We start from the raw sequence: 20389 nt of genomic DNA, 5'->3' as shown, positions 1-20389 counted from the left end.
GCGAGAGGTGTTAACCCCTCGCGCCTGTAAAACAGTCATATGGCTGACATCAATTCGCGGTATCGGGCGTCAATTCATCGGTCCGCGCCGGTACAGGCGTTTCGGCAGGCGTGGCCGGGCAGCTCGAAACCAGCTCTTCGTAGCGCGCAACGATCCAGCCCGGCGCATCGGCGGGCATCGATTCGTCCATCTGCCCCGACATCCGGGCAAACACGGTGGCTGAGCGCGAATTGTCGACCATCGGCACCGGGTCATTGCCCATCACGCGGTCATAGACCACGAAGGCCACGGCCACGAGGATAACACCGCGCAGCACGCCAAAGAGAAAGCCCAGACCCTGATCGAGCCCGCCGAGCGCAGAGCGCTGAACGGCGGTCGCAAAGAGCGGCGTCAGGATCGAGAAGATCACCAGCGCGATGGCGAAGATCACGGCAAAGCCGCCGATCATGCCCAGCTCGCAGCTATTGCCGATGAACCGGTCGAGACCGGGGATCTGCTGCACCATCGGGCGGGCCTGATTGGCGAACATATAGGCCACGATGGCCGCGGCGATCCAGCCGATGATGGCAAGCCCCTCGCGCACGAAGCCGCGCGAATAGGCGAGGATCGCCGAGAGAATGATGACAATCGCCACGATGGCATCAACGATGGTGAACCCGTCCATTTGCGCTCCTCAAGTGGTCCGCGCTATCCCGCGCCGAACATCTCGCCTGTGAAAGTCACGAGATCACCCAGCTTGCGCAAAGCCATCCCGGTTGCGCCTTGGGCTTTTGTTCCCGCCGGCGCGATTGCCTGTGAAAAACCAAGTTTTGCCGCTTCTTTCAACCTGTTTTCCGCCTGACCCACGGGCCGGAGCGCACCAGATAGGCTGATTTCCCCGAAAATCACCATATCTGCGGGCAAAGCTGTGTCTTCTCGGGCACTCAATAATGCGGCGGCTGCGGCCAGATCGGCGGCCGGTTCGATCACTTTCATGCCGCCTGCGACATTTAAAAACACATCGAGCCCGGCAAAGGGAATGCCGCAGCGTGATTCCAGCACCGCCAGAATCGTCGAGATCCGCCCCGAGTCGAGCCCCACCACCGTGCGCCGGGGCGAGGCCAGCGTCGAGGGGGCAACGAGTGCCTGGATCTCGGTGAGCACCGGGCGCGTCCCCTCGATGCCTGCAAAGACCGCAGAGCCGGGATTGGGCTGACCGCGCTCCGATAAAAACAGCGCAGACGGGTTGGCGACCTCGGCGAGCCCCGTGCCTGTCATCTCGAACACGCCGATCTCCGAGGCCGGGCCGAACCGGTTCTTGACCGCGCGCAGGATGCGGAACTGATGGCCGCGCTCGCCTTCGAAATACAGCACGGTGTCGACCATGTGCTCGATCACGCGCGGACCTGCGATCTGGCCCTCCTTGGTGACATGGCCCACAAGGATCACCGCCGTGCCGCGCCGCTTGGCGAAACTTACCAGCTCATGGGCGGCGGCGCGCAGCTGGCTGACCGAGCCCGGCGCGCTCTCCACCCGGTCCGACCACATCGTCTGGATCGAGTCGATCACCACCAGATCGGGACGCTCGGCCTCCATCGTGGTCAGGATGTCGCGCAGGCTGGTCTCGGCGCCCAAGCCCACAGGCGCATCGGTCAGCCCCAGCCGGGCGGCGCGCATCCGCACCTGACTGGCCGCTTCCTCGCCCGAAATATAGAGCGTCTTGAGACCTTTGCGCGCGAAGGCGGCTGTTGCTTGCAGCAAGAGCGTCGATTTGCCGATGCCCGGATCGCCGCCTACAAGGATTGCGCTGGCCTGCACCAGCCCGCCGCCCAGAACCCGGTCCAGTTCGGGCATCCCCGCGAGTGCCCGCTTGGGGGCGGCTTCTTGGGTGTCGAGCGCAGAGAGCTGGATCAGCTTGCCCTTCGCCCCGCCCATCCCCGAGCCCGGCGTCTTCGACAGCGGGCTTTCCTCGACGATCGTGTTCCACTGGCCGCAGGCATCGCAGCGCCCCGACCATTTGGAGTGCAGCGCGCCGCAATCGGAGCAACGGAAGGAGGGTGCGTTCTTGGCCATGATGCTTTCTTGTCAGAGAGGTGAGAGCGGGGGTGCTGCGGGGCTCAGCTCCGCTCCAGATTGGCTGCGATCAAATCGGCACATTGCGCAGGGTGCGTGGCCGGGATCATGTGGCCCGCGCCTTTGATGCAGGCCACGCCCACATCCGACAGCCGCGCCGCGATCGCCTCGGCCACGCGCGGCATGGTGGGCGGCGAGCGATCCCCGTGGATGATCATCGCAGGCGCGTCGATCTGCTCGATTCCATCCGGCCGGGCGATCCCGGCGGGGTCCGCGAAATTCGCGCGCGAGATATTCTCGACCATCGGCATCGCGTCGATGAAGCGGGCGCGCTGTGCCTCGGTATAGGTCTCCCATGGCTGGCTGGTGCCCCATTCGCGCAAGAACCCGCGCGCCGCCGATGCGTAATCGCCCTCAGCCATCATCTGCTGAAAATGCTCTTGCTTGTCGCGCAGGGCTGTCAGCTCGGGATCTGTCTCGGGCAGGGCCGCAAACAGCACCGGCTCAATCAGCGTGAGCGAGCGCACGGCCTCGGGCGCGCCGACGGCGATGCGAAGCGCCACCGATGCGCCAAAGCTGTGCCCGATCAGATCGACGGGGCGCTCAATGAAGCTTGCAGCGATCCGCGTGACGAGGGTCTGGAACGCGCCCGGCTCCGCAGGATCGCCGCGCCACGGGGCTGAGAGCCCGTGACCGGGTTGATCGAACGCCACCGTCGAGAGCTGGTCTGCCAGCGGGTGCAAGGCCTCGGTCCACAGCTTGGCCGAGCCCAGCGTGCAATGGATCGCAAGCGCGGGCCGCGCGCCCGCACCAAAGCTCTGCCATGCCACCTCTGCGCCTTGTCGGATATCGCGCGGCATTCAAAGCGTCCCCAGATGCGCGTCGAGAAACTCCAGCCGGTCCTGACCGAAGAACCGCTCATCCGTCTCAGCCACGATATAGAAGGGCGAGCCGAAGGCGCCGCGCTCCTTGGCCTCTTCGAGATTGCGCTCATAGGTGATCGCGCCGTCAAAGAGGCCCGTTGTGACCAGATTGCCGTCAAACCCGTTTGCCTCGAGTTTCTCGCGCAACACCTCGTCGCTCGCGATATCGCGCTGCTCGACCCAGACCGCGCGCAAGATCGCATGGACCAGACCGCCGATATCGCCGCCGCCTGCCTTTTGCGCCGCGATCACGGCATAGGAGGCGGGCGCGGGGTTGGGCGGATAATTGGCGGGCTGAAACACCATCTCCATCCCGAGCCGGTCGGACCAGCGCTTGAGCTCTTGCATGCGATATTCCATCCGGCAGGCCGGGCGCTGCGCGGGCGCGGTGCCGCCCGTGGCCGCGAACATCGCCAGAAGATCGACCGGTTTATAGGTGATGGACGCACCATGGCGCGCCGCGATTTCCTCAAGCCGCAGGCCCGCGAGATAGGACCATGGGCTGAACACGCTGAAAAAGTAGTCGATCCGCGCCATTGAAACACTTTCTTGACCGTGGAAATTGCCGCCACGCTACCCCGGTGCTAAGGCAGGCGCAATCAACCGAATCTTGTCGGGGGGACCCGGCACATCTCTCGAGGAATTGGCCAGATGTCCGTCGTCACCGAACCCAAACTCATTTCCGGCAATGCCAATCGGCCGCTGGCGCAATCCATCGCGCGGCGCATGTCGATGCATCGCGGCATGTCGGTGGGGCTTGTCGATGCCCGCGTCGAGCGCTTCAACGATGGCGAGATCTTCGTCGAGGTCTTCGAGAATGTGCGCGGCGAGGATATGTTTATCATCCAGCCGACCTCGAACCCGGCCAATGACAATCTGATGGAGCTGTTGATCATGGCCGACGCGCTGCGCCGGTCCTCGGCAGCCCGCATCACCGCCGTGATCCCCTATTTCGGCTATGCCCGTCAGGATCGCCGCTCCAAGGCGCGCACGCCGATTTCGGCCAAGCTGGTGGCGAACCTGCTCACCGAGGCCGGGATTGAGCGCATCCTCACGCTCGATCTGCACGCAGCGCAGATTCAGGGCTTCTTCGATATCCCCGTGGACAACCTCTACGCTTCGCCGGTCTTCGCGCTTGATATCCTGCATCACTTCAAGGGCCAGCTGGACGATGTGATGGTGGTCTCGCCCGATGTCGGCGGCGTGGCGCGTGCCCGTGAGCTGGCCAAGCGCATTCAGGCCCCGCTCGCCATCGTGGACAAGCGCCGCGAGAAGGCGGGCGAGGTCGCGGGCATGACGGTGATCGGGGATGTCACCGGCAAGAAATGTATCATCGTCGACGATATCTGCGACACGGCGGGTACGCTGTGCAAAGCCGCCGAGGTGCTGCTGGAGGCCGGCGCGACCGAGGTTCACGCCTATATCACCCACGGTGTCCTGTCGGGGCCTGCGGTTGAGCGGGTGAGCAAATCGGTGATGAAGTCGCTGGTGATCACCGACTCGATCCAGCCCACGGATGCGGTCAAAGGCTGCGCCAATATCCGCATCGTGCCCACCGCGCCGATGTTTGCCCAAGCTATCCTCAACACGTGGTCGGGCACCTCGGTCAGCTCGCTCTTCGAGACCGAGACGCTGACGCCGATCTACGAAGGCATGTACAGCCAAGACTGAGGTTTAGACGCGCACCCGAACCCCCAAAGCGCGAGTTGCGGGGGGGAGGGACGCGCGGCCGATTTCACTACATCCTCACGCCTCGCGGTCCGCGCTTTGAAGCGTCTCTTCTGGGCGCGCAACAAGGATCTGGTGCAGATTATCCTCGATCCAATCCGCCAATCCGCGCACATGCTGGGCCACGTCTTGGCCCAGCGGCGTGAGGCAATATTCGACATGCGGTGGCACGACATCAAAGGCGCGGCGATGCACGAAGCCATCGGCCTCTAACGTCTGGAGCGTTTGCGTCAGCATCCGGTCGCTCACCCCGCCGATCATCCGCCGCAGCGCTGCAAACCGGATCGTCCGGCCCTGAAGCGCGATCAGCGTCAGCACGGCCCAGCGGCTCGTCACATGTTTCAAGATGTTGCGCGAGGGGCAGTCTTGCGCCAGCACATTGCCGGTCAACGCCCCCGAGCGCACCGCGTCACTGAGTTTGGGCATGGAATCTCCAAAACTAGGGGCTTAGGAAAAAAGCTTACACTTACATTTATGTACGTACTTACTTTTTGCAAGCGCCAAATCTATGTCTGACATTCAGCATAGGAGACGGCACACATGACACTTGCACTCACAGGCGCGACTGGGCAGCTCGGACGGCTCGTCATCGAGAAACTCACAGCGCTCAATCCCGCACAGCCCGTTGTCGCACTGGCGCGCAGCCCGGAGAAAGCGCGCGAACTTGGCGTGGAGGTCCGGCCCTTTGACTATGACCAACCCGACACGCTGGCCCCTGCGCTGGACGGCGTGGAAACCCTGCTTTTGATCTCTGGCAGCGAGGTTGGGCGGCGCGTGCCCCAGCATGAGGCCGTGATCGCCGCCGCCAAGACCGCAGGCGTGGGCCATATCGTTTATACGAGCCTGCTGCATGCCGATACCAGCACGTTGGGCCTCGCGCCCGAGCATCTCGCAACCGAAGAGGTGCTACGCGCCTCTGGGCTTGCGCATACGCTGTTGCGCAATGGCTGGTATACCGAGAATTACACAATGGGCCTGCCCGCCGCGCTGGAGCATAAGGCGCTGATCGGCTCGGCAGGCACGGGCCGGATTTCCTCGGCCACCCGCGAGGATTTCGCCGAAGCGGCAGCGAGAGTTGTTACGGATAAAACGCTTCAGGGCCGGACCTATGAACTGGCCGGGGATGACAGCTACACGCTGAGCGATCTGGCGGCGCTCTTGTCGCACCAGGCAGGCGTCGAGGTGCCCTATGTCGACATGCCCCCGGCAGAGTATGCGGCTGCCTTGGTTCAAGCGGGGCTTCCCGAGGGGCTGGCGGGATTCTTGGCGCAATGCGACGTGGAAGCCGCGAAAGACGTGCTGTTCGATGATGGCAAGCAGTTGTCACAGCTTTTGGGCCGCTCAACGACGCCGCTCGATATTGCAGTGGCGCGCGCGATTGGCTGAGACCTGCGCTGGCCGATAAAGACCCGCTGCGCGGCCCGTTTTGAGAGGTCGCGCAGTGCTCAGCGCGCGCCGCGCGCTCTCGGCGATTGGCGCGGCCCCACAGGCGCTGCTGGAGCGCCGTTGCGCATCGCTCTGGACATGGCGCGGCTTTGAGGTCACCCATGAGCGATGCGCCTCCTAAGTCTCACAGCCCTCGTCATGATCGCCTTTGCCGCCAATTCCGTACTCAACCGGATGGCGGTGCATGGGGCGGGCTGGGGGCCGGCTGCGACCGGGTTCGTGCGGCTGGGATCGGGCGCGCTGGTGCTGGTGATCCTTGCCCTGCGCGCTCGCGGATGGTCGGGGCTGCGCGTGAAGCCGGCGCATCTTGTCATGGGCGTCGCGACGCTTGCGCTTTATATGTACGGTTTCTCGATTGCCAGTGGCCGGATCGATGCGGGGATCGGGGCGCTCACGCTTTTTGGCATGGTCCAGATTACGATGTTTGCAGGTGCAGTTGTTCAGCGCGAGCCGATTTCGCGCTGGCGCTGGATCGGGGCGGGGCTGGCCTTTGCCGGGCTTGTCGTGCTGCTGGCACCCGGCACGCCCACGCGGATCGACCCGACCGGATTTGCGCTGATGGCGCTGGCGGGGATCGGCTGGGGCCTCTATTCGCTGGCGGGCGCGAAGGCGCGCGATCCGCTGGTGGTAAGCGCGCTCAATTTCGCGGTGACCACACCCTTGGCGCTGCTGTGGCTGGTGCTGGCGCAGGACTGGGGGCAGGGCGCGTCTTGGGGTTGGGGACCGGCGCTGGCCTCGGGAGCGATCACCAGCGGGCTGGGCTATGCGCTGTGGTATCGCGTCTTGCCGCAAATCCCTGCAGCACAAGCCGCAATCGCGCAGCTCAGCGTGCCGCTTCTGGCCGCACTTGGCGGGGCGCTGCTGCTGGGAGAGATCCCGGCCGGGCGGTTCTGGTGGGCCTGCCTGCTGGTCTTGGGCGGGATCGCGATCAGCCTGCACAAAAACCGTGCCGGGGCGCGTTGACACGCCTCGATCCGCCTCCTATAAGCCCGCCATCCCGGTAGCCCAAGCTGCCGGGTGCTTTATTGGTGTTGGTGGACCTCGCAAGAGGAAACCTGTCGCCGGGCTTATCACCCGGAGGAGGACAACGCCCTTCGAAACACGAAAGAAGGAGATCAGAGATGACCAAACGCACCTCTGCCAAGTACAAGATCGACCGCCGCATGGGCGAGAACATCTGGGGCCGCGCAAAATCGCCGGTCAACCGCCGCGAATACGGCCCCGGCCAGCACGGCCAGCGCCGCAAGGGCAAAATGTCCGATTTCGGCACCCAGCTGCGCGCCAAGCAAAAGCTCAAGGGCTATTACGGCGATCTGACCGAGAAACAATTCCGCCGCATCTACGCCGAAGCCGAGCGTGTGAAGGGCGACACCGGTGAGAACCTGGTGGGTCTGCTGGAGCGCCGCCTCGACGCGCTGGTCTACCGCGCGAAATTCGTGCCGACCGTCTTTGCGGCCCGTCAATTCGTGAACCACGGCCACGTGCTGGTGAACGGCAAGAAGGTCAACATCCCTTCGTACCGCGTCAAAGAAGGCGACGTCATCGAAGTGCGCGAGAAGTCGCGTCAGATGGCTCTGGTGCTGGAAGCCGTGCAATCGCCCGAGCGCGACGTGCCCGACTATCTCGACGTTGACCATAACAAACTGACCGCGACCTTCGTGCGCACCCCGGCTCTGGGTGACGTGCCCTACGCGGTTCAGATGGAACCCAACCTCGTGGTCGAATTCTACGCGAAGAACTGATCTTTCAGTCTTCGCCGCGATTTACGAAAGGCCGCGCCCGTTGGGTGCGGCCTTTTTCATGTCCGGATGGTGTGCAATGCGCAGCGTTGCATAGTCGCCGCGCCGGGCCTCTTGCGCGCAGGCCCGGGTGATCTTGCCCCTAGCCCTGCGCGTCGCGCCCCGTTAGAACTCGGGGGCAATTCGAGGAAGACACCATGACGAGTCACATTCGCCCGCAACCCGGTATCATGGAGATCGCTCTCTATCAGGGCGGGGCCTCCCATGTCGCCGGTCGCACCGATGCGATCAAGCTCAGCTCGAACGAGAACCCGTTCGGGCCGTCGGACAAGGCTAAGGATGCGTTTGCCAAATGCGCGCATACGATGCACCGCTATCCCTCGACGGATCACGTGCGGCTGCGTCAGGCGATCGGGGATGTCCACGGGCTGGAGCCTGACCGGATCATCTGCGGCGTGGGCTCGGATGAGATCATTCACCTGCTATGCCAATCCTATGTCGGAGCGCGCGATGAGGTGATCTTCACCGAACATGGCTTCCTGATGTATCGCATCGCGACCCAAGCGGCGGGTGGCACGCCCGTGCAGGTGCGCGAGCGCGAGCGCACGACCGATGTCGATGCGATCCTGGCGGCCTGCACCAAAAAGACCAAACTGGTCTTTCTCGCCAATCCCAATAACCCGACCGGCACGATGATCGGGCTGGCCGAATTGGAGCGGCTGGCGGGTGGTCTGCCCAAAGGGGTGTTGCTGGTCATCGACGGGGCCTATGCCGAATATGTCGAGGGCTATGATGGCGGGGCCGAGTTGGCCACGCGCCTGCCCAATGTCTTCATGACGCGGACCTTCTCGAAGATCTACGGCTTGGGTGGGCTGCGCATCGGCTGGGGCTACGGGTCGCGCGAAGTGATCGATGTGCTCAACCGGGTGCGCGGGCCATTCAACATGTCGACAGCGCAGCTTGAGACCGCAGAGGCCGCCGTGCGCGATCAGGATTGGGTCACCAAATGCCGCGATGACAATACGCGCCTGCGTGCGTGGCTTGCCGAGGCTTTGGCTGAAAAGGGTGTTCCGTCAGATACTTCCACCGCGAACTTCATCCTCGCGCGGATGGCATCCGAGGAAGAGGCTTCCGCCTGCGACGCGTTTTTGAAATCCGAAGGCGTGATCGTGCGCTTGGTGGGCGGATACAACCTGCCCAACTGCCTGCGCATCACCGTGGGCGATGAACCCTCGTGCCGCCGGGTCGCCCATTTGATCGGTGTGTTCAAGGCCAGCCAGGCCGGGGCGGGTGTATGAGCGAGCTGTATGAACGGGTCGCGCTGATCGGCATGGGGCTGATCGCCTCGTCGATGGCGCTGGCGATCCGCGAAAAGGGCTTGGCCCATGAGATCGTGGGCACTGCGCGCTCGGCCGAGACACGCGCCACGGCGCTTGAGCTGGGTCTGGTCGATGAGATGTTCGAGACCGCCGCCGAAGCCGTGGCCGAGGCCGATCTGGTTGTGCTTTGCGTGCCGGTGGGCGCGATGGAGGCTGTCGCCAAGGAAATCGGCCCGCATCTGGAATTTGGCACCACCGTCACCGATGTTGGCTCGGTCAAGCGCGCGGTGGTCGACGCGGTCGCCCCGCATATGCCCAAGGGCGTGCAGTTCATTCCCGGCCACCCGGTGGCCGGCACCGAGCAATCGGGTCCGCGCGCGGGCTTTGCCTCTCTGTTTGACAACCGTTGGTGGCTGTTCACGCCGCTTGAGGGCACCGATCCGGTGGCGCTGGAGCGGCTCAAGAACCTTGTCACGGGCTTTGGCGCGAATGCCGATGAGATGGCGGTCGATCACCACGATCTGGTGCTCTCGGTCGTGTCGCATACGCCGCATTTGATCGCCTATACGATGGTGGGTGTGGCAGATCACATTCGCCGCGTAACCCACGAGGAAGTCATCAAATATTCCGCTTCCGGCTTTCGCGATTTCACTCGGATCGCGGCCTCTGATCCGGTAATGTGGCGCGATGTGTTCCTGACCAACAAGGATGCCACGCTCGACATCCTGGGCCGCTTCACCGAAGAGTTGCTGACTCTTCAGCGCGCAATCCGGATGGGCGATGGCGACATGCTGCACGACTATTTCACCCGCACCCGCGCGATCCGGCGCGGCATCGTGGAGGCCGGGCAGGATACCGACGCGCCCGATTTCGGACGCGCAGCGAAGAAAGAGCCATGAAGCGCACGGGCCTGATCGGGCTGGTCGCGCTGATCGCCCTTGGGTCCTGCGGCCGGTCGCAAGAGCCAAAGGCGCGCTTTTCCTCATCGAATGCGCTTTGCGGCGTGCGCGGCATCGAGGGGCGCGTGATTGCGCCGATTGACGGGCCGGGCGCCTGCGGGATTGCCGATCCGGTGCAGATCACCTCGGTGTCGGGGATTGCGTTGAGCACGCCTGTGCGCGTCGATTGTCCTACCGCGATTGCCTTCAAGAACTGGGTTGATCACGGGATCAAGCCTGCGGCGCGCTGGCGTGGGCGCGTCAAGACGATCCAGATTGCGGCCTCCTATGCCTGCCGTCCGCGCAATTCGCAATCGGGCGCCAAGCTGAGCGAGCATGCTTTGGGCCATGCGATTGACGTGTCGGGGATTGAGCTGCGCAATGGTAAGGTCTTGACGGTGAAAGACGATTGGCGTCGGGGCCGGGTGATGAAGAAGATGCATGCCTCTGCCTGCGGCACGTTTGGCACGGTGCTTGGACCGAAATCGGACCGCTTCCACCAAGACCATATCCATGTCGACACGGCCCGCTATCGCAGCGGTCCCTATTGCCGCTAAACGCCTAGCCCTGCCGCAATGCGCTTAGGCTGGGCGCAGGGCCGAGCGGGATCGGTCCAAGCCGCATCTGGCCATCTTTGAATTCCAGCGGCACCTCCAGCGCGCCTTGCGGATCGTTTGCAGCCAGCATTTGCGCCACGCCCGTGATCAGGCTCACCTCGCGCCCGCCGATCAGCCCCATGCCTTGCGCCACCGAGATCCAGTTGCGCCATGTGGCCGAGCGGATCTTCAGCGTGCCCTCGGGCTGGCCATTGGCATCGATCCGCAGGTTGCCCTTGGCCGAGAGGTCATTGCCGCCCCAGCTCAGCGAAAGATCCGACAGCGCGAATGTCATCAGCTGCGGCGGTGCGGCCTGAGATGCGCTCAGTGCCACCGGACCGCTCAGACCCGCCAGCGCGTCGAAATGCAGCCGCGCGACCGTCGGCGGCAGATCCGCGCCGGGGGCGATTTTCTCGACCAGCGCATGGGGCAGGGTCAGGTTCACGGCCTCGGCCCCCAGCCGATAGGTCGCCCCCGGCATGATAAGCTGGCCCTTGAGCGCCGGATCGGGCAGCGCGCCTTGCGCTTTGTCCTCCTGCGCGACAGCCAGACGGATCTGATCGGCCTTGAGCGCGGACGCGCTTCCTTGCTCGGGCGTGAGCACCGGATCTTTGAGCACCGCCACCGCGTCTTTCAGCGGCAGATCGCTCGCATAGCCCACGCTGAGCGAGGCGCGCATATCCTGCTGATCGAGGCGATAGGCAGTGCGCCCCAGCGTAACAGTCTGGCCCGAGGGCACATAGGCGATCAGCTTATTGGGCGCATATCCCAGCGCAAAGAGCTGCGCGAGCGGTGCCGTCCACGACCAGAGCCCATCGGGGCTGCGCAGGCTCGGATGATCGAGGGTCAGATCGAAGCGCGAGGGAAAGCCCGCGATGGTGACATCCTGCGCATCGCCCCAGCCCTCAAGCCGGGCCTGCTGGACGACGCTTTTGGCCGTGTGCAAAATCTGACGCGAGCCATAAAACCAATAGCCCGAATAGGCGAGCACAAGAACCACCACGAGACCGATCAGTTTGCGCATCGCCAAAAGCCTCTTTGCATTCACATTCCTCCCCATGTAATCCCTTGGATCATGAACGACCAGTCTGACACTGACACGATCTGGATCTTCGGCTACGGCTCGCTGATCTGGGACCCGGGCTTTGATCCGGCCGAGCGCGCCTTGGCGCGACTGCCCGATTATGAACGCTCTTTCTGCCTGCGCTCGCTGGTGCATCGCGGCACGCCTGAAGCACCGGGTCTGGTGCTGGCGCTTGATGCGGGGCCGGGCGGATGCTCGGGCGTGGCCTATTCGGTGCGCAAGGGGCAGGAAGACGACGTCATGGCGTATCTGCGCGCGCGCGAGCTGGTCACATCGGCCTATCTCGAACGCTGGGTGCCGGTTGATCTCGAAGACGGGCGGCGTGTTACGGCTGTCACCTATGTGATTGACCGTCATCACGATCAATATTGCGGCGGGCTGACCGCCGAGGAACAGGCCGCGATCATCGCGCAATCGACCGGCGGGCGCGGCCCGAACCGGGACTATCTTTACAATACATCCGCGCATTTAGGCGAATTGGGCATCCCGGACTCCGCGCTTGATGCACTTGCGGCACGGGTACGCGAATTAACGTCTTAAGCCCTTGGCGCAGGCCGCGCGCCTCGCTAGGCTGAGCACGAACAGGCAAAAGAGGCAGGGCATGCACGAGCCGGTGCGGTTGGATCCGCAATTTTCACAACCCGTCCGTCAGGTGATCCTGATGGTACTGGTCTTGGTTCTGGTGGGCATTGGCGGATATTTCGCCTATTCCCGTATCTTCCCGATTTTCCTTGCCAATCCGTGGCTCAACGGGGTGATCGCGGGTGTCTTCGTCTTTGGCATTCTGGCCTGTTTCTGGCAGGTCGTGCAGCTTGTCAAAGCGGTCAACTGGATCGAGAGCTTTGCCGCTGACCGTCCGGGCCGTCCCGAGGTAACAGCGCCCTCGATGCTGGCACCGCTGGCCTCGCTTCTGGGCTCGCGCGAGGCACGCCGCGCGGTGTCTTCCAGCTCGGGCCGCTCGATCCTCGAATCCGTCGCAACCCGGATCGACGAGGCGCGCGACATCACGCGCTATATCGCGGGGCTTTTGATCTTCCTCGGTCTGTTGGGGACGTTCTACGGGCTTGCCACGACCGTGCCTGCGGTGGTCGAGACGATCCGCGCGCTGGCCCCCAAAGAGGGCGAAAGCGCGGTCGGTGTGTTCGACAACCTGATGAAAGGGCTCGAATCGCAGCTTGGCGGCATGGGCACGGCGTTCTCCTCCTCGCTTCTGGGGCTTGCGGGCTCGCTGGTGGTGGGGCTGTTGGAACTCTTTGCCAGCCATGGCCAGAACCGCTTCTACCGCGAGTTGGAAGAGTGGATTTCCTCGATCACCCGCTTGTCCTTCACCGCCCTTGAAGGGGGAGACGGCGAAGGCTCGATGGTGGCGGGGGTGCTCGATCACATGTCCGAGCAGATGGAGGGGATCCAGACCCTCTTCGTGCGCTCTGACGCGGGGCGGGTCCAGACTGAGGCGCGCCTCGCGCATCTGTCTAACGCGATCCATGATTTGACCGAGCGCATGGGGGCCGAGATCGACGCCCGCGCCGTGCAGGCCCGCGCCTTGCAACAGATGGCCGATGGGCAAGAGCGGCTGATCTATGCGCTCGATCAGCTTTCGGCGCGCACCGCCGAGGGCACGCCCGAGGCGGAATCGATGGCCGAAACCCGGATGCGCCTGCGCTCGATTGATCAGCAGATGATGCGGATGCTCGAAGAGGTGTCGGTGGGCCGGCAGGAAAGCATGGCCGAGCTGCGCCACGATTTCGCAGGGCTTACGCGCGCCATTCTTGGCTATAAACCGCATCGCGAGGACTGATCATGGCGCTCGCCCGCCGCAACTCGAACCGTTTTTCGGCCAATATCTGGCCGGGCTTCGTCGATGCGATGACGGCGCTGTTGCTGGTGCTGATGTTCGTGCTGTCGATCTTCATGATCGTGCAATCGGTGCTGCGCGATCAGTTGACCACGAAAGAGGGCGAGCTGGTTCAGCTCAATGCACAGGTGGCCAATCTGGCCCAAGCCCTGTCGCTGCAACAGACCCGGACCCAGCAACTGACCGGGCAGCTTGAAGATGCCAAAGATCAGGCCGATCAGCAAAGCTCGCTGATCGCGACGCTGACCTCTCAACTGGCGGACCGCAAGGCCGACCTTGCGGGCGCGCGCCAGAAGATCACTGAATTTGAGGCGCGCGTGGCGCAACTGATCGGGGCGCGCGATGCCGCGCAATCGGATGCGAGCGCCAAGGCCGATGAAATTCGCCTGAGCAAAGAGACCATCGCCGATCTGCGTGACAAGCTGAGCAAATCGGGCGATGCGGTTGCGGCCATGACGCTTCAACTGGAAGAGGCGCGCAAGAAGGCCGAGGACACGCTGACCCTGCTGGCCGCCGCCCAGACCGACAAGAAAGACCTGCAGGCTCAGCTCGACCAAAAACTCTCCGAGGCCGAGAAACAGGCCGCTCTCAAAGCCACGGCGCAAAAGGCGCTGGCCGAACAGACCCAGATTTCCGACGATGCGGCGAAGAAGGTGGCGCTGCTCAACCAGCAGGTCGCAGCGCTGCGCACGCAGCTTGGCCAGTTGCAAAACGTGCTCGATGACGCAAAGCAGAAAGACTCACAATCCAAGGTGCAGATCGACAATCTCGGACAGCAGCTGAACGCCGCTTTGGCCCGTGCCGCCTCGGAAGAAAAGAAGCGCGCCGATCTGGAAGAGGCCGCGCGCAAAAAGGCCGAGGCCGAGGCGAAGGATCTGCAGAATTACCGCTCGGAATTCTTCGGCAAGCTTTCCACACTGCTGCGCGGCAAGTCTGGCGTGAAGGTCGAGGGCGATCGCTTCGTCTTCTCTTCCGAAGTGCTGTTCCCGCCCGGCTCTGCCACGCTGTCGGATGCGGGCAAGGCGCAGATTGAACAGGTCACTTCGCTGCTCAACAATCTGCGCTCGGAAATTCCCTCCGATATCCCGTGGATCATCCGGGTGGACGGGCACACCGATGATACGCCGCTCTCGGGGACCGGCCAGTTCAAGGATAACTGGGAACTCAGTCAGGCCCGCGCGCTCTCGGTGGTCAAATATATGGTCGACAGCCTGGGCTTCCCGCCGCAACGACTGGCGGCCGCAGGCTTTGCCCAATTCGACCCGGTCAACACCGCCGACACGCCCGAAGCCCGCGCTCAGAACCGCCGGATCGAGCTGAAACTCACCGAGCGCTAAACCAAACCCCTTGCACAACTTCGTGATGGCGCGTGTGCACAGCATTGCCCCTGCGGCAGTGCGGGCGTAGTTCGTTTGACGCAACATAATTCCAGTTCAAGGGGGGGACAATGAAAGCTCTGACAAACTTGTCACAATTCGTCGGCAAGACATTCGCCATCTGGGTGCTGCTTTTCGCCGTGCTCGGGTTCTTTTTTCCCGCAACATTCAAACAGCTCGTGCCGTGGATCGTCCCGCTTCTGGGTCTGATCATGTTCGGCATGGGCCTGACCGTGAAACTCGCGGATTTTCAAGAGGTTGCCAAACGCCCCTATGAGGTGGCCATCGGCGTGATCTCGCAATTCGTGGTGATGCCGGGGCTGGCCTTCGCGCTGACTCGCGTGATCCCGATGTCGCCGGAAGTGGCCGCCGGTGTGATTTTGGTCGGCTGCTGCCCGGGTGGTACGTCGAGCAATGTGATGACCTATCTTTCCAAGGGCGATCTCGCGCTCTCGGTGGCCTGTACCTCGGTGACAACGCTGCTGGCGCCTCTGGTGACCCCGTGGCTGGTCTGGATGCTGGCCAGCCAATATCTGCCCGTCGATGCAAGCGCGATGGTGATCTCGATCCTCAAGATCGTTCTGCTGCCGCTGGCGCTCGGGATCATCGCACAAAAGCTGCTGCCCAAGGTCGTGGCGCGCACCGTGCCGGTGCTGCCGCTGGTCTCGGTGGTAGGCATCGTGTTGATCGTGGCGGCCGTCGTCGGTGCAAGCCAGGCCAAGATCGCAACGACCGGGCTGATGATCTTCGCCGTGGTGATCTTGCATAACGGACTTGGCTACCTGATCGGCTTTGGCGCCGCGCGGGCCTTCGGCCTGAGCCTCGCCAAGCGCAAGGCCATCGCGATCGAGGTCGGCATGCAGAACTCGGGTCTGGGGGCTGCGCTCGCCACCACCTATTTCTCGCCGCTGGCCGCAGTTCCGAGCGCGATTTTCTCGGTATGGCACAACATTTCGGGCGCGATTTTGGCGAATGTCTTTGCCCGGATGCGCGACGACGAGAGCACGATGCGCGAGACCGTCTCGGCCAAATAACAAAAACGGCGTGAGCGGGGGCGCGGCCCCCCGTTCGCCTGACGCCAAATTCCCCCCGGGATATTTCGATCCAGAGGAAGCCAGACACCGGCCTTCGAATTCGCGAAAATATCCCGGGGGGAGTCCGCAGGACGGGGGGCAGAGCCCCCCTTTTTGCCAAAGCGTCCAGCCAAATACCCGGATCACGCGTTCGCAGCCTCTCTTCGGTCGAACCCGAAACGTGATAGTCGGCTGTCTCAAGCTATTGGCCAGACGCTTTAGAAAGCGTCTTCGCCTTCGCCCTGATAAGCGCGCGCGAGATTGCCAAAGCGGGTGAACTGGCTCTCGAAGGACAGCTCGACCGTCCCGATGGGGCCGTGACGCTGCTTGCCCAAGATGACCTCGGCGCGGCCATGCACGCGCTCGGCCTTCTGGATCCATTCGGCGAATTTCGGATCGTCTTCCTGCGGTTTCAGGCGCTCGTGATAATATTCGTCGCGATAGACGAACATCACCACATCGGCATCCTGCTCGATCGAGCCGGATTCGCGCAGATCCGAGAGTTGCGGGCGCTTGTCTTCGCGGCTCTCCACCGTCCGCGAGAGCTGTGAAAGGGCCACCACGGGAATGTTGAGCTCTTTCGCGATGGCTTTGAGGCCCATCGAGATTTCGCCGATTTCCTGCACCCGGTTATCGCCGCGTCCGGTGCCGCGCAGAAGCTGCAGGTAGTCGACGATCACGACGTCGAGCCCGGCCGTCCGCTTGAGCCTGCGGCAGCGCGCGGCGACCTGACCGATGGGCAGGGCGGGCGTGTCATCGACATAGAGCGGGCAGGTTTCAAGCGATTTCGCGGCCTCGACGAAACGGCGGAATTCCTCTTCGGTCATGTCACCGCGGCGGATCCGCTCGGAGGGAACCTCGGAGGCTTCCGACAGAATACGGGCTGCGAGCTGTTCCGAGCTCATCTCGAGTGAGAAGAACCCCACGACGCCGCCTTCGACCGCGCCCTCCGTCCCATCATGCCGGCGACCGCGCTTATATGCCTTGGCAATGTTGAAGGCGATGTTGGTCGCAAGCGAGGTCTTGCCCATCGAGGGACGCCCCGCGAGGATCAGCAAATCCGATGCGTGCAGCCCGCCCAGTTTCTTGTCGAGATCGACAAGCCCGGTCGAGACGCCCGCCAGACCGCCATCGCGCTGATAGGCGGCGTTGGCCGATTGCACGGCGCCGGTCACCGCCGAGAGGAACGAGGTCCAGCCCTTTTGCGCCTGACCTTCTTCGGCCAGCGTATAGAGCCGCTGTTCGGCCTCGGAGATCTGGATCTTGGGATCGTCATCATCGATTGTCGGGCGTGCGGCCCGGGCCGAGATATCCGATCCCAGCTCAATCAAGCCGCGCCGCACCGCCATCTCATAGATCATCACCGCGTAGTCGCGCGCCGCATGGGCCGAGATTGCAGCGCCTGCCAGACGGGCGAGATAGGCAGGCCCGCCCAGTTCCTTGAGACCTGTATCGTCCTCCAGATAGGCTTTGAGCGTCACCGGCGAGGCCAGCGCGTTCTTCTGGATCTTGGCGGCGGCCACTTCGTAGATTCGCTGGTGGACCGGCTCGTAGAAATGCTCGGGTTTGATGACCGAGGCGACCCGGTCGAAGATATCGTTATTGGTCAGGATCGCGCCGAGAAGCTGTTGTTCGGCCTCGATATTATGGGGCAGGGCGGGAGCTGCCTCATTGCCGGGCGCGCGCTCGTCGGGGCGGTTGGTCTGGTCGTTCATATAGCCTGTCTCTCCCCGGATCATGACGGTTGATCTCTGCGCGTCTTGTAGCGAGTGGCATTCGAATTGGATATCTGGATATCTCTGTGGATAAGACGGCGTTTGCGCGTCAAAATTCGCTAGATAGAGGTATCTCTAGTGAGCAGGCTACCACATTTTGGGTGGACGCGCGAGGGTTGCGCGCAGGGCGGGGCTTTTACCCCCACCCCATCCACAGAGTTACCCACAAGAAAAACGCGCTGTCGCTGCGTCACTCAGGGTTTGCGAGCATCTTGCCAAGCGCGCGGCGCGGTCAGGAAGGCTTCGACCTCATTGAGAGTCTCGCGGCTAAAGCTCTCCTGCGCGCGGGCCTCGGCCAGCACGTCCCACCAGGTGCAAAGCGCATGCAACTCCACGCCATGTTCGCGCAGATTGGGCACGGTCTCGGGGAAGATGCCGTAATAGAAGATCACCGCCGTATGGCCGCATGTTGCCCCGGTCTCGCGGATCGCATCGACAAAGCTCAGCTTGGAGCCGCCATCGGTGGTCAGATCCTCAACCAAGAGCACGCGCTGGCCCTCGGTCATCACCCCCTCGATCCGCGCATTGCGCCCGTAGCCTTTGGGCTTCTTGCGCACATAGGTCATCGGCAGCGCCAGCCGCTCGGCCACCATCGCCGCAAAGGGAATGCCCGCCGTCTCTCCGCCCGCGATATTGTCGAACGCCTCAAACCCAGCCTCGCGCATCACGGTCACGGCCATGAAATCCATCAAGGTCGCGCGGATGCGCGGATAGGAAATCAGTTTGCGGCAATCGATATAGGTCGGCGAGGGCAGGCCAGAGGCCAGCGTGAAGGGCGTCTCGGCGTTGAAATGCACCGCCTCGATTTCCAAGAGCATCCGCGCGGTAAGCCGTGCCATTTCTTCTTTTGCGGGGTAAGAGCTGGGGATCATGATTTTGTCCTTTTGCGCAGGGTTTCGATTTCGCTCAAATATCCCCCGCGGAGCGTCCAACGCAGAAGGCAGGTGCCTCCGGCGGGGATATTTACACGAACTCGAAGCTCATTTCTTTACAGCCCAATAGACCGGGAAGCCCGGATCGAAAAGAGTGACCGGGCCTGCGCCGGTTTGCAGCTTTTCGGGCCATTGGGTGGGGGTGTCGGTTTTCTCAAGCGTCAGGGTCTCGGAATTGACGGGCAGGCCGTAGAACCGCGGGCCGTTTTCGCAGGCAAAGCTGCGCAGCGCGTCGAGCCGCCCTTCGGCCTCGAACACATGCGCCAGAAGCGGCATCGTATTGGTGGCCGAGAACACGCCCGCACAGCCGCAGGCGCTTTCCTTGGCGGGATCTGCATGCGGCGCGCTGTCCGTGCCCAAGAAGAAATGCGGATTGCCCGAGGTTGCGGTCTCGACCAGCGCGCGCCTGTGGCTTTCGCGCTTGGCCACGGGCAGGCAGTAGTAATGCGGTTTGATCCCGCCCACGAGGATATGGTTGCGGTTGATGATCAGGTGATGGGTGGTGATCGTGGCCCCCATATCATCGCCTTGGGCTGCGACATAGTCGACGCCGTCTTTCGTGGTCACATGCTCCATCACCACGCGCAGGCCGGGGGTCGCGCGGCGGATCGGATCGAGCACGGTGTCGATGAACACGGCCTCGCGGTCAAAGATGTCGACCTCGGGACTGGTGACCTCGCCATGCACGCAAAGCGGCAGGCCGATCTCGGCCATCCGCTCAAAGACCGGGCGCATCTTGTCGAAATCGCGCACGCCAGAGGCTGAATTGGTGGTCGCCCCTGCAGGGTAGAGCTTAACGGCTGTGATCAGTCCCGATTGCGCGGCGGTGGCCAGATCATCGGGGTCGGTCTCTTCGGTCAGATAGAGCGTCATCAGCGGCGTGAACCGCGCGCCCTCGGGCAGGGCTGCCAGAATGCGGTCGCGATAGGCAGCCGCATCGGATCCGCGCGTCACCGGCGGCACCAGATTGGGCATAATGATGGCGCGCGCGAAGTCGCGGGCGGTTTCGGGCAGCACTGCGTGCATCATGGCGCCGTCGCGCAGATGCAGGTGCCAATCGTCGGGGCGGGGGATGGTGATCGTGCTCATGTCACAGCCAATAGCGCGGCGCGGGGGGCAAATCCAGAGCTTTGGCGCAGGGCCGGTGCCAAAGCGGCCCTGCCGCATGGCTCTTCGATGCTGCACTGCAATAAACGCATGCCGGGTTTGAGGGAATGGCTGTGGTTAGGGCAGCAAGCCTCCCCTATGTTCTGACCCAAGGGAGGAAACGACCTGACCAGATCACGGACCCTCAGGAGGTTTCCAATGGCTTACATCACCACCGCTCACGCACAGCGCGCTGAAAAATCCGTATTCGCACGTCTCGGCGCTGCCGTTCTCGACGGTTTGACAACCTATATGGAGCGCCAGTCGCGTCAGTCGGAAATCGAGCGTCTCCACGCAAAATCCGATGCAGAGCTGGCCCAGATGGGCATCACGCGCGACCGCATCATCCATCACGTGTTCCGCGACCGCTTCTACATCTAAGCGGCATTCGGCGCGGCGGCGATGTG

At 63.2% G+C, this 20389-nt stretch carries 21 protein-coding genes; 12 read left to right on the top strand and 9 right to left on the bottom strand.

The genetic code is table 11. The annotated features are described in order from the left end of the window. Positions 1-49: 49 nt before the first annotated feature. From DL1_RS00930 to DL1_RS00915, 4 genes are read right to left on the bottom strand one after another with little or no spacing between them, the layout of a single operon-like run. Positions 50-664 (bottom strand): CvpA family protein, encoded by a 615-nt coding sequence (locus DL1_RS00930; RefSeq protein ID WP_038061073.1) that lies wholly within the window; start codon positions 662-664, stop codon positions 50-52. Positions 665-687: 23 nt separating this feature from the next. Beyond that, the gene (radA, locus tag DL1_RS00925) at positions 688-2052 is read right to left on the bottom strand and encodes a DNA repair protein RadA (protein WP_038061072.1); all 1365 of its coding nucleotides are present in this window, start codon (positions 2050-2052) and stop codon (positions 688-690) included. A 44-nt stretch (positions 2053-2096) separates the two neighbouring features. Beyond that, positions 2097-2912, bottom strand: coding sequence for an alpha/beta fold hydrolase (locus DL1_RS00920; protein WP_051693218.1), 816 nt, complete (start codon positions 2910-2912; stop codon positions 2097-2099). Beyond that, positions 2913-3512, bottom strand: a complete 600-nt coding sequence (locus DL1_RS00915; protein ID WP_038061070.1) for a 2-hydroxychromene-2-carboxylate isomerase — start codon at positions 3510-3512, stop codon at positions 2913-2915. It abuts the gene before it with no gap. A 114-nt stretch (positions 3513-3626) separates the two neighbouring features. Here DL1_RS00915 and DL1_RS00910 point away from each other — a divergent pair, with 114 nt between their 5' ends. After that, positions 3627-4646: a ribose-phosphate pyrophosphokinase gene (locus tag DL1_RS00910; protein WP_038061069.1), complete on the top strand. Its 1020-nt coding sequence runs from the start codon at positions 3627-3629 to the stop codon at positions 4644-4646. 75 nt (positions 4647-4721) lie between these two features. Here the strand turns inward: DL1_RS00910 and DL1_RS00905 are convergent, their stop codons facing one another. After that, positions 4722-5129: a winged helix-turn-helix transcriptional regulator gene (locus DL1_RS00905; protein ID WP_038061066.1), complete on the bottom strand. Its 408-nt coding sequence runs from the start codon at positions 5127-5129 to the stop codon at positions 4722-4724. A 114-nt stretch (positions 5130-5243) separates the two neighbouring features. On the opposite strand from DL1_RS00905, the gene DL1_RS00900 reads away from it, so the two are divergent. From DL1_RS00900 to DL1_RS00875, 6 genes are all read left to right on the top strand, one after another. Next, positions 5244-6089 carry an SDR family oxidoreductase gene (locus tag DL1_RS00900; protein WP_038061063.1) on the top strand — a complete coding sequence of 282 codons (846 nt, stop codon included), beginning with the start codon at positions 5244-5246 and terminating at the stop codon, positions 6087-6089. Positions 6090-6257: 168 nt separating this feature from the next. After that, positions 6258-7112: a DMT family transporter gene (locus DL1_RS00895; protein WP_038061059.1), complete on the top strand. Its 855-nt coding sequence runs from the start codon at positions 6258-6260 to the stop codon at positions 7110-7112. Between the two features lie 158 nt (positions 7113-7270). After that, positions 7271-7891: a 30S ribosomal protein S4 gene (gene rpsD / locus DL1_RS00890; protein WP_038061056.1), complete on the top strand. Its 621-nt coding sequence runs from the start codon at positions 7271-7273 to the stop codon at positions 7889-7891. 194 nt (positions 7892-8085) lie between these two features. Then, complete coding sequence (gene hisC, locus DL1_RS00885; protein WP_038061053.1) at positions 8086-9186, top strand: histidinol-phosphate transaminase; 1101 nt, start codon at positions 8086-8088, stop codon at positions 9184-9186. Beyond that, positions 9183-10106, top strand: coding sequence for a prephenate/arogenate dehydrogenase family protein (locus DL1_RS00880; RefSeq protein ID WP_038061050.1), 924 nt, complete (start codon positions 9183-9185; stop codon positions 10104-10106). The genes hisC and DL1_RS00880 overlap by 4 nt, the downstream gene beginning before the upstream one ends. Beyond that, on the top strand, positions 10103-10702 hold the full coding sequence (locus DL1_RS00875) for an extensin-like domain-containing protein (RefSeq protein WP_143081701.1): 600 nt from the start codon (positions 10103-10105) through the stop codon (positions 10700-10702). The genes DL1_RS00880 and DL1_RS00875 overlap by 4 nt, the downstream gene beginning before the upstream one ends. Positions 10703-10706: 4 nt before the next feature. On the opposite strand, the gene DL1_RS00870 is transcribed toward DL1_RS00875, so the two are convergent. Continuing rightward, positions 10707-11765 (bottom strand): DUF2125 domain-containing protein, encoded by a 1059-nt coding sequence (locus DL1_RS00870; protein ID WP_038061047.1) that lies wholly within the window; start codon positions 11763-11765, stop codon positions 10707-10709. A 51-nt stretch (positions 11766-11816) separates the two neighbouring features. Here DL1_RS00870 and DL1_RS00865 point away from each other — a divergent pair, with 51 nt between their 5' ends. The 4 genes from DL1_RS00865 to DL1_RS00850 all read left to right on the top strand — a co-directional run bounded on the left by DL1_RS00865 (position 11817) and on the right by DL1_RS00850 (position 16090). Further along, the gene (locus DL1_RS00865) at positions 11817-12365 is read left to right on the top strand and encodes a gamma-glutamylcyclotransferase (protein WP_038061044.1); all 549 of its coding nucleotides are present in this window, start codon (positions 11817-11819) and stop codon (positions 12363-12365) included. A gap of 61 nt (positions 12366-12426) precedes the next feature. Continuing rightward, positions 12427-13623, top strand: a complete 1197-nt coding sequence (locus DL1_RS00860; protein WP_038061041.1) for a hypothetical protein — start codon at positions 12427-12429, stop codon at positions 13621-13623. Between the two features lie 2 nt (positions 13624-13625). Next, positions 13626-15017, top strand: a complete 1392-nt coding sequence (locus tag DL1_RS00855; RefSeq protein ID WP_038061038.1) for a peptidoglycan -binding protein — start codon at positions 13626-13628, stop codon at positions 15015-15017. A 110-nt stretch (positions 15018-15127) separates the two neighbouring features. After that, positions 15128-16090, top strand: coding sequence for a bile acid:sodium symporter family protein (locus DL1_RS00850; protein WP_038061034.1), 963 nt, complete (start codon positions 15128-15130; stop codon positions 16088-16090). A 257-nt stretch (positions 16091-16347) separates the two neighbouring features. Here DL1_RS00850 and DL1_RS00845 read toward each other — a convergent pair whose 3' ends face one another. The 3 genes from DL1_RS00845 to pyrC all read right to left on the bottom strand — a co-directional run bounded on the left by DL1_RS00845 (position 16348) and on the right by pyrC (position 19925). Next, complete coding sequence (locus DL1_RS00845; RefSeq protein ID WP_038061033.1) at positions 16348-17844, bottom strand: replicative DNA helicase; 1497 nt, start codon at positions 17842-17844, stop codon at positions 16348-16350. 254 nt (positions 17845-18098) lie between these two features. Further along, positions 18099-18776 (bottom strand): orotate phosphoribosyltransferase, encoded by a 678-nt coding sequence (locus DL1_RS00840; protein ID WP_038061030.1) that lies wholly within the window; start codon positions 18774-18776, stop codon positions 18099-18101. A 108-nt stretch (positions 18777-18884) separates the two neighbouring features. Next, the gene (gene pyrC / locus DL1_RS00835) at positions 18885-19925 is read right to left on the bottom strand and encodes a dihydroorotase (protein ID WP_038061494.1); all 1041 of its coding nucleotides are present in this window, start codon (positions 19923-19925) and stop codon (positions 18885-18887) included. Positions 19926-20141: 216 nt separating this feature from the next. Here pyrC and DL1_RS00830 point away from each other — a divergent pair, with 216 nt between their 5' ends. Continuing rightward, positions 20142-20363 carry a hypothetical protein gene (locus DL1_RS00830; protein ID WP_038061027.1) on the top strand — a complete coding sequence of 74 codons (222 nt, stop codon included), beginning with the start codon at positions 20142-20144 and terminating at the stop codon, positions 20361-20363. Positions 20364-20389 lie beyond the last annotated feature (26 nt).

It is taken from the genome of Thioclava dalianensis (assembly GCF_000715505.1).
Taxonomy (GTDB): Bacteria; Pseudomonadota; Alphaproteobacteria; order Rhodobacterales; family Rhodobacteraceae; genus Thioclava; species Thioclava dalianensis.
The sequence above is the reverse complement of the archived record's forward strand: the minus strand, read 5'-3'. Positions and strand labels throughout refer to the sequence as shown.